At 52.9% G+C, this 13597-nt stretch carries 8 protein-coding genes and 1 pseudogene; 5 read left to right on the top strand and 4 right to left on the bottom strand.

All coding sequences use genetic code 11. From position 1 onward, the window contains the following. The first annotated feature begins 257 nt into the window (after positions 1 to 257). From K3177_RS04830 to K3177_RS04815, 4 genes and pseudogenes are all read left to right on the top strand, one after another. Positions 258 to 1418, top strand: coding sequence for a KpsE/RkpR family capsule polysaccharide export protein (locus K3177_RS04830; protein ID WP_221597326.1), 1161 nt, complete (start codon positions 258 to 260; stop codon positions 1416 to 1418). A 71-nt stretch (positions 1419 to 1489) separates the two neighbouring features. Beyond that, positions 1490 to 2218 (top strand): ABC transporter permease, encoded by a 729-nt coding sequence (locus tag K3177_RS04825; RefSeq protein ID WP_247714224.1) that lies wholly within the window; start codon positions 1490 to 1492, stop codon positions 2216 to 2218. Then, the gene (locus K3177_RS04820; RefSeq protein ID WP_221597324.1) at positions 2215 to 2862 is read left to right on the top strand and encodes an ABC transporter ATP-binding protein; all 648 of its coding nucleotides are present in this window, start codon (positions 2215 to 2217) and stop codon (positions 2860 to 2862) included. Before K3177_RS04825 ends, K3177_RS04820 begins: the two co-directional genes overlap by 4 nt. Positions 2863 to 3365: 503 nt before the next feature. Continuing rightward, a pseudogene (locus K3177_RS04815) lies at positions 3366 to 4057 on the top strand (IS5 family transposase). A 766-nt stretch (positions 4058 to 4823) separates the two neighbouring features. On the opposite strand, the gene K3177_RS04810 reads toward K3177_RS04815, so the two are convergent. From K3177_RS04810 to K3177_RS04795, 4 genes are all read right to left on the bottom strand, one after another. Then, the gene (locus K3177_RS04810; protein ID WP_221597323.1) at positions 4824 to 7751 is read right to left on the bottom strand and encodes a rhamnan synthesis F family protein; all 2928 of its coding nucleotides are present in this window, start codon (positions 7749 to 7751) and stop codon (positions 4824 to 4826) included. Positions 7752 to 7753: 2 nt separating this feature from the next. Beyond that, positions 7754 to 9070, bottom strand: a complete 1317-nt coding sequence (locus tag K3177_RS04805; protein ID WP_221597322.1) for a class I SAM-dependent methyltransferase — start codon at positions 9068 to 9070, stop codon at positions 7754 to 7756. Between the two features lie 621 nt (positions 9071 to 9691). After that, on the bottom strand, positions 9692 to 10399 hold the full coding sequence (locus K3177_RS04800; protein ID WP_345725353.1) for a DUF5672 family protein: 708 nt from the start codon (positions 10397 to 10399) through the stop codon (positions 9692 to 9694). Between the two features lie 73 nt (positions 10400 to 10472). Beyond that, positions 10473 to 11708 (bottom strand): glycosyltransferase family 2 protein, encoded by a 1236-nt coding sequence (locus K3177_RS04795; protein ID WP_247714223.1) that lies wholly within the window; start codon positions 11706 to 11708, stop codon positions 10473 to 10475. A gap of 750 nt (positions 11709 to 12458) precedes the next feature. Between K3177_RS04795 and K3177_RS04790 the strand changes: the two genes are divergently transcribed. Next, positions 12459 to 13586 (top strand): polysaccharide biosynthesis/export family protein, encoded by a 1128-nt coding sequence (locus K3177_RS04790; RefSeq protein WP_221597319.1) that lies wholly within the window; start codon positions 12459 to 12461, stop codon positions 13584 to 13586. Positions 13587 to 13597: the final 11 nt, after the last annotated feature.

The following is a 13597-nucleotide window of genomic DNA, read 5'->3' as shown; positions in this document are numbered from 1 at the left end:
ATTGGGCCCCTAGCATCGCGTGTTATCGATGCACAACCGCGACTGTTGCTTAAGCGCTAATGATTTCAACATTTCTTCTCGACACGAACAGACCTGCACAGCTACGAGCGGCTTAGATGAAGCAACTCTTCTAGATTGTCACGGACGGCCGACCGACATTTCGTGCTGGACTTGCGCGCTTAGGCCTGTTCGCCTAGCGAAGCGCGAAATGATCGCACCGCCCCGGACGATCCCACATTTTGTATCACGAAAGTATTATGAACGCCGAACAATCATTTCCGATTGAAACAAAGAAAATAGCCGTTCGATCCGCCATCTCAGTTTGGCTGAGGAAGCGGCGTTGGTTTGTGCTAATCGTCGTCGTTCCTACACTGTTTGTAGCGGTCTATTATGGGCTATTCGCCTCAGACATTTATGTGTCTGAGGCCCGCTTCGTCATAAAAAGTCCTGACGAGAAACGGCCACAGATCTCTTCGCTAGCCAATCTCGTCCAGACCACTGGTTTGTCGAGTGGCCAAGAGCAAGCAAAAGAAATTCTCGAATTTGTGCGCTCTCGCGATGCCCTGCGCGATTTGCAGAAGGAGGCTGGAATTCGCGAGAAATACGCCGAGAAAGGCGACTTTCTCTCTCGCTTCCCGGGGCCATTCAACAACAAATCCTTTGAAGATTTATATAAATATTACAGTAAGATGGTCGACGCGCATCTGGACACTGAGAACGGAACGGCTGTTCTTACGGTGAAGGCATTCACTCCGGAAGATGCCTTTGTAATCAATCGCACTCTTCTGGACCTCAGCGAAGCCTTGGTCAACAAATTGAACGAGCGTGCGCAGAATAAGGTGGTGTCCGAAGCGGAAAGACAAGTTCTCTTAGCCGTTGAACGTGCTAGGCGTGCCCGGGTTGCGCTGGCAACGTATCGCAACACGCAGGAACTGATCGATCCAGAACAGCAGGCAGTGGGGGTGCTGGAAATTTCCAATAGCATGGTAGCTAGACGCGCTACACTTCAGGCACAACTCGACGAGATGCAACGTGTGGCGCCTGCTAACCCGTCCATCTCCGCTTTGCGCAATCAAATTGCCGCCATGTCGGTCCAGATTGCTGCTCAAGATACCCGCGTTGTCGGATCACAAGGGGGCATCGCCTCAAAAATGGGTGGCTATGAGGACCTTTTTGTCGAACAAGAATTCGCAACTGAAAACCTTACTGCTGCCAATGCAGCGCTCGCACAGGCCCGCAACGAAGCGCAGCGTCAGCAATTCTACCTAGTAAGGATCGTCGAAGCCAACAAGCCCGACACCCCATTGCTGCCGCGCAGGCTTTTGAACATCATTGTGTGCGCTGCGGTTCTTACGTGTTTGTATTTCATCGGATGGATGCTCGTCGTTGGCATTCTCGAGCACGCACCGGAAGATTGACGATGCCCAGCAGTGTTTTGCGCAGGCTGCACAAAGGATGGCGCATCCAAACCCGAGTGATATACGCTCTAATGATCCGCGAACTGCACACCCGGTTCGGGCGAGAAAACATAGGCTTTCTTTGGATCATGGTCGAACCGCTGGTATTTGCCGGTCTAGTAGCTATCATCTGGCGGTTTTTAAAAGGGCCGGAGGAGCATGGAATTGGCATCATTGCGTTTGTCGTAACCGGCTACATTCCTATCACGTTGTTCCGTCACGGCGTTTCGCGCAGCGTGAGCATATTTGTTGCAAACAGTAGCCTTATGTACCATCGCCAAGTCAAGATTGTAGACTTTGTGCTAGCGCGCTTCGTCATTGAACTGCTCGGCAGCATGATGGCCTACGTCTTTATCGCCAGCATTCTCATGCTATTCAGCGAGTTTCCCATACCCTCCCAACCCGGCATGCTCGTAGCTGGGTGGGCACTTTACTCACTCTTTGTATTATCACTGTGCCTCATGATAGCGCCGCTTTCCGAAATGTCGGAAGTGCTGGAAAAGTTCATGCCGGTGGTGACGTACATAATGATCCCTTTTTCTGGGCTCTTCACAATGGCGAGTTGGCTTACCCCGTCATTGCGTGAATATCTTCTCTGGTCGCCATTCGTAAACGCCATGGAGATGATGCGAAAAGGCATATGGGGGGATCAGGTTACAGCATACTACAACATTTGGAATCCGCTTGCTTGCTCGCTGGTAGCAGGAGCATTGGGCCTTGCCCTATGCCGCCATGTACGCCGGATACTGACTGTAGAATGATCGTTTGCGAAAACATTTTTAAGTCGTACAAGCATGGGGCTGCTCGAAAGCAGGTGCTGAGCAACGTGAATCTTGTCATCGAGCGAGGCGACCGCATCGCTCTTCTTGGGCGGAACGGCGCGGGAAAAAGTACGCTGATCAAACTAATTGGCGGTGTCGAAATGCCAACATCTGGTCGCATCAACCGCAGGATGTCCCTATCTTGGCCGTTGGGCTTTGCTGGTGGTTTCCAAGGGAGCTTAACCGGGTATGACAACGCTCGCTTCATCTCTCGTATCTATGAGCGAGACTATAAAGATGTAAAAGCCTTTGTAGAGGATTTCACCGAGCTGGGCCGGCAACTTGCGATGCCTGTCAAGACGTATTCGTCGGGCATGCGGGCGCGTTTGGCCTTCGCGCTGTCATTGGCGATCGAATTCGAATGTTATCTGATTGATGAGATCATTCTCGTGGGCGACCAGAATTTCCAACGCAAATGTCATTATGAGCTATTCGAAAAACGAAGAGACCGTACGATGATATTAGCTTCACATAGTAACGAGGTGGTGCGCGATTATTGCAGCAGAGCAGTTATTATAAATGATGGCCACGCAACTATGCACCATGATGTTAATGCAGCGCTCGAAATTTACAATGCCCTTTAGAATTCCAATCGCGAATCGCACGATTATACAGTGCAAACTGATTTCGCACTGTACGCGCCCTATTTTTATCTCACCTTCATCTAGGCTGTGATCTCATAAGCGGTGGTGACCAACATCATCACGTGAGTCAGCAGATGTTCATACGACGTAGCAATCCTCGTCGATAAAAGCGACGAGGGTTCTGTCAATATTCCGCTTGAAACCAACTTTTGCGGCGTTGCCTGGGCCACATAGGCAAGGTCATCAGCAAAGTTACCGCGCTCGGATGCATCGACCGGCCCATCATTCTCCGCAGGAGCTATCGCGTGCGGTTGCGACAATCTCCTACAGTCGGTTAGTAGGGGAATTCGGCTAGCAAGCCGATGCGACCAAAGCATTCGCTATAAGACTGCAGACGCGCTTCATGGCCCTACGATGCAGCATGCAATCGCTGCACGCAATCTCTACTACCTTTGTTAAAAGCTGCCTATTCCATTGGCACTGGGGTTTCATTCAGCCTTGTCATGAGCCGCTATGTCCTGACCGACTTCGAATGGCGAGCGATCGAGTCGCTTCTGCGCAACAATCCCAGAGGCATGCCCCGAGTCGATGATCGCCGCGTGTGGGCCAGTATCTTCTGAGTGCTGCGATCAGGTGTGTTGTGGCGTGGCTTATCTGAACGATATGGCCCGCGAACCACATGCTACAATCACTTCGTGCGATGCCGAAAGGCGGAGTGTTTGGGACCGGATGGACGCCATCACCGCCGCTCGTGAAGGCGGTATCCAGATGGTAAATAGCACTTCCGTTCGGACCTCTCGCAGGCCGCGACGGCAAAAAAAGAAAAAGATCGTTGTCTCGGTCATTCCCGAGGCGGACCCACGACAAAAGTCCATACGCTTGTCGACGGGCAAGGCCATAACGGCCAAGGTGCTGACGATCTGCTTGACCAAGTTAGTGCGGGAACAAACGTGTCGGCTGATAAGGCTCATGACGCCGATCATCACGTAGCAAGAGGTGTGCGTTCGTCAATATCCCGCAACTTCAGCACGTGGCTCAACGCGAGCGGAACCTGATCGAGCGCTTCTTTTCCGAACTGAAGCTTCCGCCGGGTCGCTATCCGCTACGAAAGCTAGACGCAAACTTCTTCGCCATGATCCAACTCGCCTCAACACGGCTCAGGCTCCGCACTCATGAGCCTATAGCTCATTCATGAGTCTATAGCCTAGTGACAATGCGCCCGTAATTTTTAGGGAAAGATTATGCCTTTTCCCTCATGCTGGAAGAGTGGGGTCAAGTCGGCGTCGGCTGTAATTGGTTAGCAGGATGATTGACCTCAGCATTGCGACAGCGACCGACGACCCGCGGCAATTTCATTGATTTTGTTCGGCTATCTCTGAGCCATAAATCGATATCGCAGCGACACACCACCAGTACTGGTCTGGATAATATCAGCGCTGACTTTCTTTGTCGCGTCCAAGACCAAAATGTTACCAACGCCGTACAAGCAGAATTGTCATCGCGCGAGCCAGCTAGCCTTCATCCACGCCACTGCATTTAATCACGTCGGGAGCCTACTTTACTGTATGGTCGGAACCAACGTAGTAGTTTATGAGCTGACGCATTTTTTAGAGATTTCTTTCACATACGTATTGCAAGTCGAGTACGTCGTTCGAACTCCGCGTAGCAGCAGCGGAAATTAGCGAGACAAGCTGTTCGCTTCTAACTCCCGTCGCGCCGTTTCTCTAGCAACAAGATAGATAGCAAGCGTGATCTGTCAGGTCGCTCCACGTTCGCCGACGGGCGCGGAGGTAAAGGTACGCTTGAAAGGCCTCCCGGCCAGCCCTTCACGTGGGCTTCACAGACACCAATGAGAGGTAGGCCACAGAAGTTTCGCAATCCCAATGTGTTAATTATTAACGCACCCCCCTGCCGAGCCCTCCTGATGCCCAAAATTAGATTGGATTTCGGGTCTTCCGGTCTCAATTGACTACGATCCCACGGCCACAATAGAGATCGTCCAGAGCCAAGTTAGAGAAAATGTCTTTTTCGACTGGCGAAAGGCCCGTTACAAAGCGAGAGAACAAGGCCTCACACTGCGCGCGGTCAAAGCGCAAACTAACGCCCATTTCGTCACGGAACCGCGCGGCATCCGCGACGAAGTCCATCGCTCCCTCCTGCATCTCGCGACGGGTAGATTGTCCAGCCTCCAAATAATCACCACGCTCACGGAATTCTGCAGTGCCAGACGATAAGTAACGCAGCACCTGCTCGTCGTCCGCACTCAGCATCTTTTCGAGAATGAAGCTGTTCACAAACATAGGCGAGGACGAAGCCTTTTGTTCAGCTCCCTGAACGAAACAGCCTTTAGCGGTTACATCAGCACTTTCCTCAAGAGCACTGCCACGACGATCCGTCATCATATACAGACCATGTATCTTGAGACCCAGTAGCTTGATCAGATGCCTTTGGATCGTGCCACCGTAACCAACATCGACCACCGCGCCGCCCTCATCCTTGCACAAGTCCATTGCCTTGTAATATTGTAACGCATTTCCCCGCTCGATAGCCGCTTGTTTAAAAATGTATGGAGCGACAAAGCGCAGGAACTGCTCAATATGGGCAATTCCGCCGTCCAAAATGATTAATGGCGCTTCTCGCGACCACAGCCCATCACGCTTTGCTTGGGCCCAGATGGCATCGTCTAACGTCGTGCCGAAACGCTCATTTAGAAACATCGTCATCGATGCACCATGAAAATCGTTAGCCGCGGCAATGTAAAAGATGTCGTCCAGTGTCTGAATACATGGAACAGTAACAGCACGACGGGAGATAAGAAGGTACTCGCTACGCACTAGATTGCGCTGCCCCGCTTGCCAACGGTCGAACACCGCTTTTAGAAACTTACCTTCACGCGCCAGAAAATAGTATCTATCGACCCCATTCTCGCCTGCTTGTTCCAACAGCCACTGAGAGAACGCCACTGTAATCGGGCCGAGCAAGCCATACCCGATGGATTTAGGCGTAGAACCAAACATATTATTGGGCGAGAAACTCGGGTAAGTGATTGCCGAAAAATTTTTCGATGCAATTGCACCGAACAGAAACTGATCCTCAACGGACGCCGCCCCTACGTCGGGCACAAGGCCTGCAAACCGCGGTATGGCGCGAAGAATGTTAGTTGCTTTCACCAGATGGATCGTACGGAAACCCATGTCGGAAGGAATTTGAAAGTCGGACCGCTCATTATCGCCTATCATTAAAATTTGATTGGGACTGACCTGCTCTTCAGCCAAGATATGCTCGTACAATTCGCCGCTGTCCTTGCGCACTCCGACCTCGCAGGAAAGATAAAGCGTGTCCCACCCTCTAATGCCGCAACCATCGAGCATTGCTTCAATGGCAGACCGAGGTAAGAACATATCACTAGCCAACACTACCTTCTTGCCACTTTCGACTGCAAACTGAAGTAGATCCACTACTTGGCTACGCGGGCGAACCGATTTCACCTCAAGCTCTATCTCGCGGTCAGGCGTCAACGCGTCGTCCTTGACTCCCATCGATTTGACAAGGTGATGATAAATTTCATAAATATCGACATCACGCCCTTTATTCTCGCGCGCAGCGCCTTCGCTTCGCATCCGCCTTTCGTCGAAACCCTGCACCCCAGCTTTTTCGTGTTCGGCGTTGAGTAGCCGTTTGACATAGTCGGCATCGAGGAGTGGCCGTGTTAAGAGAGTGTCAAAAATGTCGAATGCAACAACTTTAATTTCCGGGTCAGTAATCGTAGCGTGGAGATGTTCCAACGGCCGATCAATGAACTGGTTTAGCCGCCAGCGAGACCAGCTTGGCGTACGGACATCACGGATAACCCCGTGTTGAAAATGACGGGATGTCGGCACCACGCCTAGCATGCGCTCAATGCAATGCGCGAGCGTACCGTCGGTCTGCCCTTGTTCTGGCGGAAAATTTTCCCAATCAAGATCAGCCTCAAGCAACGGCCGCAATGCCTCCACATTAGCCCAGAACATTGAGCCCGCAGGAAAGTCGAAATAGCCATCAGGCAATGCTTCGACACCAAAGCGAGAGGCCCAAGCTCGGGCTATGCCAGAGTTCGCTAGCCACGTATTCGCCATATACGGCAAATTATGAAAACATTGCGGGTAAATGATGCCGTACCGTCCCGATTGCAACGTTTTTAAATACAGCGCGATCCGCGCAGGATCTTCGAACAGAGACTGGAGAATATATTCGCGCCAACCATCCGTCGTACCATTGTTATAAAGCGATTTTTTGGTTTGAACGTGGGATATGACATCGTAATTTAACAGTTCCTTGCCAAATTCGACCACGAATGGCGCAATATCCCTACCAATATTCGGTACAACGCGTACGTCAACTCGGCGAACATTTGGGATACTCGAAAAAGCCGATACTACTTTCCGGCGGGCTTCATCGTTTGCCGTGGATGCGTAAAGATCAAACGCGCATGGGATGCAACTCAGGTGTCTAACGAACTCCTCGGCAAGATCCGCATAGTACATATGAGCATGCACAGCCACGCGGATGCCTTGTATCGCTGCGGCATCCATGCCGCCGGGGCCAACAAACTCGGCAGGTTGGCTGTACAAGTGAGATCCTTGGAATACTTCCTCGAAAACCGTTTGCCCGTGGGCGTCACCACGCTCAATCTCGCGAACAATGTCATTCACGTTGAGGGATCGACTTGGAAATCGATTGAATCCCGCCGAAGGTTTGCGCCCGATTTGTGCTCCAATCCATAAGTAGTGATAGGCTGGGTCAAGGCCGAGCATGCCAACGTCGGAATATTCGTTCAAATACCAATTGGCATCAAAATGCTTCCATTTGCGAACAGCAGAGATATGGCTGTCGGTGATAATCTCAGCCATGGTTATGTCCTTGGCCCTGTAAGGCGGCCTTCTTGCATACCATGATTGATGTAATGCCGGAGAGGATGAATTTTACTCTTCGTCACGTCCGGGTAAATGGTTGTGTATTCCTCGATATCGAACAATCCCTCTCGGCGCAGCCAGGCTTCCTGACGCTTATGACTGAAGTATGTTGGTAACATTCTAGCCAAACGTCCCCGTAGAGCGCGCGAATAGCCTTTGGTTAACACTGAAACTACGTCGCGCAGCCATTCAGCACGGGTTTGTTCGGCAGCGATCACATGGTCGCGTTCTTGAATAAGCCGTGTAAGGCCGGCAATTTCGCGGAAGCGCTCCTGCAAGCGGTGCTCGGCGTTCGCCTTTTGCCCAGCAAGCCGGTCGACCTCCTCCTTCAGAGTCTTAGCTTCATCGGCCAGCTGGCGAATATTTTTCTCCCGGTTTTCGATTTCCAGCTTATGAGTGCCGCTCTGCCGCTCCGCCTTCGCCGTACTCGTCTCAAGTAATTCACGAAGCGATAGCATTTCGATACGCAACGCAGCGGCATCTTCTTCCGCCTTACGAACCGCCACATGTAAAGCCGCGCCCTCATCGCGTAGTGTGTCCGCCTCAACACGTAACCTGTCAGCCTCCCGATGCGCGGAATGCACCTCTTCCCTCAGAGCATCGGCTTCCTCGCGCGCGGCGCGCAGAAGACGCGTGTCCTGCGTGTCGTCTAAAGGGTTCATTGTCAACGAAGACCGCCAACTCAGCGCGTTGGTCGATGCAACCTTATTGTACACAAAGTCTCGATTTAATTCATCGTTGCATGGATTGAGCCGGAAGACCGCACAGAAATCATTCCAATTGTCGGCCGCCTTTTCCGCAACGAAGCTCTCTATCATCGTTAGATCAAAGCCTTGACTGCATGCCCAATCCTCAAGCGCCAACCCAGCATCAGGATAGAAGCGCCAACAATCTCTAGGATAACGGTGAACGGTGCCATTCGACGGTGCGTTAACATAGATATGACCGCCCGGCTTCGCCTTCCGGCACATTTCGAGAAATGTCTGCCAGAAAGCACTATCGTGCTCGAATACAGATGAGGCTATCACAAGATCGAAATAACCGTCCGGAACGCTCCAATCACTATTTCCCTTGACGACTAAATCAACGCTCGCACCAGCTTCAAAATCCAATCCCACGTATTCGGCATTGCGCGGAGAATGATCGCGCAGCGAACCGTTGACGTTCATTGATCCAACTTCAAGGATCTTAGCAGCAGACGAAGGGAGATAAGTTTCTAGGACCAAGCCGCCGATGTGATAAGCCGTATCATGCATGGCTGGCGCTCCTCGCCGAAAAATGGAAAATCTCAGCTGTCAAAACAAGGAAGCCTGTGCGAATGGGCTTTCGGTCGCGCATTAGGTTTACAGTCATGCTTTGAGTTTAAACTTTCCATTTTAAGTAGCTTTAATGTGCTTTATACGGCACCCAGGTTGGAAAAGTCTACGCCCAATGCCGAAACTGTGCCTCCGCCCGGGCCACATATCCGGTCGCCAGAACACTACTAGCTCCTGCACCTTAACCTGCGCACAAACCACGTAGTTCACTTCGCCTGCTCGCGCTTAAATGAGGGGCTCAAAAGCATATTAGCTAATTTAATGTCAGACTAGGCTGCGCGTCATTGACTGCTTAAATTATCGTTGGCCGAGGCTTTACCGCTCGCGCAAAGGTCTGCGCGCCAATAGTAAATCAATCTTTTGGATCAAGAGTGTGAAGGACGGCCTATTCTCCCTCGATAAGTTGGTGGTATTCAGATACAATCCTTATCTTCCAACAGGTGCATCGGGCCGCATTATGCGGCGCACAAGAAAATCGATCTAGCTGATCTAGCGGACACGAGCCGTCACGGTGGAGACATCGATTTCTTGCATGCAATGCGAGTTAGTAAGGCCCTATCCTCAGTATCTGTCGCCGATCATCCGAGCCGCACGTAACATGCCGCGCGGACCGCGCAGGACATCTCCCAACAAACTGGCGAAGTCCCGCTTCAGTGCTTCGCGTTCATCCAGTTGGCGATATATCTGCCAAAATGCGCCAACCCCTATTGCTCGGGGCATATTCCACACGCCGTGATAGCCGAAGGTCTGCAGTGGATCGCCGATTCGCTCGGCCGCAAATGCATCCGCCATGTCGCTAGGCGCGAAGCGCATACCCCGCCTTTCCAGCCAATCTCGGTTTGTGCGACCTATCGCGACATCTTCAGGGTGATGCCTAACGAAAGCGGGATTTCGACACAGTTCCATCAACCTAAGCGTCCGAAGCGAAAATCCACCATTGCCGACGTTGTGCCCGTCGTCGAACTGCGGCCAGCTCGCGCCAATGTAGTCGTAGTCGAGGAACTCCGGTTGCCAGCGTCCGGCGTTAAGCAAATGCCCATCCCATTGCACGACAAGGCAGTGCGTGGTTGAAATATGATCAGAAAGGCTCGTCAGGAGGAAGTCAGAATAGGCAATTGCAGTACGTAGCGGCTCGATCGGCACGACTTCTACTTCTGGTGGCGCAGAACGGACCTCGGCATCGGTCAGTAGCTTGCATGCCCCGAAGCGGATCTGGTCCAACGAAAATTCCAAGGCGTGCAAGGTCGCCGCGATATTGACCGAGGTCACCGCGCACAACGTGACTTGTGGGAGGTAAAGGCGTCCTTCGTCGAGCGAGATAGGTTTGTTCGTAGTCATTGCCTTATCCGATTAGGCGGATCGCAAAGCGCTCGCTATATCGGCTGAGCTGTGGGTGATGAAATGGATCTACTTGCCTATCCATGTCCCCTGTTCCCCACCGCGCCTTGAGTGCCTCCAGTTCGCCAGCGAGTCGTGCCGCGCCTACCGGATCGCGATCAAAGCCGCGCGATACGGATTCGTGATGGATAAGTGTTGCGCGTGGTTCATAGAGCGACTGCCAACCCCGCCGGTTCATTTGCATACACAAATCGACGTCATTAAAAGAAACAGCGAAGTTCTCCTCATCAAGTCCGCCAACCGCCTCGAATTTTTCGCGGCGCACAACAAGGCAGGCTGCGGTGACGGCCGAAACGAACTGCGGCAGGGCATGGCGACAGAAATAACCCGCCTCTTCCGGCCGCAGGAGTTTGTGCGCATGCGCAGCTCCGCCGCAAATACCCAGAACCACGCCAGCGTGCTGGATGCGTCCGTCCGGATAAAGCAGGCGTGCGCCAACCGCCCCCACTTCGGGCCTCATAGCTTGGCGCGCCATGATGTCGAGCCAATCGGGAGAAATCACTTCGATGTCATTATTGAGCAGGCACAGAAGCTCTCCGGTCGCAATTTGAGCGGCGCGGTTGTTCAAACGCGAGAAATTGAACGGCCCATCGTCGCGCACGACCTGAAACCGATTTGGATCGAGCGTAGCAAGGTATTCCAACGCGGCCGGGTCGTCACTGCCGTTATCGACGACTATCACTTCCATGGATGGGCAATGAGTACGGTTAAGGCCATCGATGCAGGTCCGTAGGAGATCCAGTCGGTTGCGCGTTGGCACGATGACACTGATCCGGGGCATCTCACCTTTCATCATTTGACTGCCCAAGGAGTTAGGGGAAGCAGGAACCCGAGGTTCGGGGCGTGTCCTACGGTGATGAAAAACGTGGGGCAACCGTATCACTTCGTCCGGAACGGTGTCGACAACTGCCTTCGCCGCAAGGTCTGCGACAGTGCCGTGCGCTAGCGCCGCCCAAAGCTCAACCCGATCGACCTGTACAATGGCTGCACCCGTCACGTAATCGTGATAGCGCAGCAGTTCGGCATTCCATTCGGGTTTAAAATGTGGCCGATTACGGCGCCCCCTTGCGTTCATGATATCGTCGTCGGCATAGATAACGCGCGCGTGCGCAACACCGAGCGCGGCGCGATAGGCTGCCCCTGCTCCCGTTGCCAGCGTGTCCCCGGCCTCTAGCCACATGAGCCACAACGGTGCATCGCCCCCTAGTTCCAGGTAACAGGCCCCTAGCTCTGTTCCGACGACTGGGATCCCTTCAACCTCTGCGCTTCGAACTGTCTCATCCCGCCCTTCCCCTTGCCCAACCACAGCTACAATCGCCCTTTCGTGCTCGAAATCGGCACTCACCGGCGCAGGTTCGTCGCGCAACCACAACCGATAGGCGTACGAAGATGCACCAAGCAAAGGGGCAAACTGCGCGCGAGAACGCACTCGCTTGCCTAACAACCGCCACCATAGCGCGATCAGCCAAGCACGTGGAGAAAGCCGCGCAGCGTCCAAGTGAACAGCTAGCCTGAGCAACTCCTCTTTCACGGCCCGGCCCACTGGGCGCACGTATGGCCCGAACTCCCCGATTCATTAGCTCGCATCACGCCACAAGCGATAGCGGATTATTGGGCTGCAACAAAGGGGGGAAACGACATTAAGCCCCATTCCCCCTCCACACACACCCCCCCGGACACGGCAGCGCTGGAAGCGCCTCTTCCGAGCGATTGCGTGCGCAGCATGATTGAGCGCGACTTCCATGAACCAATCTCAACCTACCGGTCACGCTGATGAATAAGCAAAAGCATCAAACCCAGACTATACCTTACACCCGCTTTTTTCGCCCCGCTCAACTAGTTTCTCTAAGGTCGATCGCAACAGGCTATGCCTGACCCTGCTTATTGGTTAGGGGGTGGGCCTCATACTCAAATCTCATACGAACTCACTATGAAACTGAAACCGTTTTTATCGATTTTTGTGCTTGTTTTGCTGGGCGCTTGCTCCACATTGCCATCCAGCGGGCCTACCGGCAGCCAGATCACTGACACCGCGTTGCAAGCGCAGGTCGACGGGGCGACGATTGAAATCGTTCCTGTCGAGTCGGTTGTCGATGTGCCACCGGCCGCAGCTCCAGCGGCGTGGGAATTACCCGATTACGATCCCCCACCCTCCGATATGATCGGACCGGGTGACGTGCTTTCCGTCACAATATTTGAAGCTGGCGTCGCGCTGTTTGGTGGCAGCGGCCAGTTGGCAGCCAATGGAGCCGGAGGGTTTGATCCTTCAGTACGTGCTCAAACGCTTCCTCCACGTCGGGTTGATGATAATGGAATGATCGACATCCCTTATGTCGGTGCGATCCAAGTAGTGGGCAACACTGTGGCCGATGTCCAAACGAAGATACGAGATGGGCTTCGAAGCCTTTCGCAAGATCCCCAAGTTTTAGTGGGCCGCGAGGAAGTGATCGGTAATTCTATTATAATTGCTGGTGAAGTGGCTCGGCCGGGACGTCTGGTTTTGCAAACCAACCGAGAAACTATGTCTGATGTTATCGCTCTTGCTGGTGGGTATAGGGGAGAGGCAAAAGACCTCACCCTTCTCATTGAACGGGGAGACGACCTCGCTCGATTGCGACTTTCCGATGTCTTGGCGGGCTCTTACGAACGCGTGCGCGCCTATCCTGGAGATCGCATCACTATTCTTGACGAACCGATGCTCTATTCGGTGCTGGGAGCATCCGGCCGCGTTCAACAAATGCCCTTTGTACGCGAGCGGATGAATATCATTGAAGCAATTGCTGCCGCAGGCGGACCGAATGGCGATACTGGGGATCCAAAAGCGGTCTTCCTTTTCCGCTATACCGGGCCCAATCAAACCCAGCCGACAGTCTATCATTTCAATCTGATGCAAGCGCCGACCATTTTTCTAGCGCAGAGGTTTGCGTTGCGTGATGACGATATCCTCTACTTCGGTAATTCCGAAAGCAATCAACCCCGTAAGCTTATCCAGACGATCGGTCAGCTGTTCTCGCCGATTGTCACTGCGACCGCGGTCGCGAATAACGTGAATAATTAAGGAATAATTAG

The organism is Qipengyuania pacifica (assembly GCF_019711555.1).
GTDB lineage: Bacteria > Pseudomonadota > Alphaproteobacteria > Sphingomonadales > Sphingomonadaceae > Qipengyuania > Qipengyuania pacifica.
Note: the sequence above shows the minus strand (reverse complement) of the source record. Positions and strands in the feature narration are given on the sequence as shown.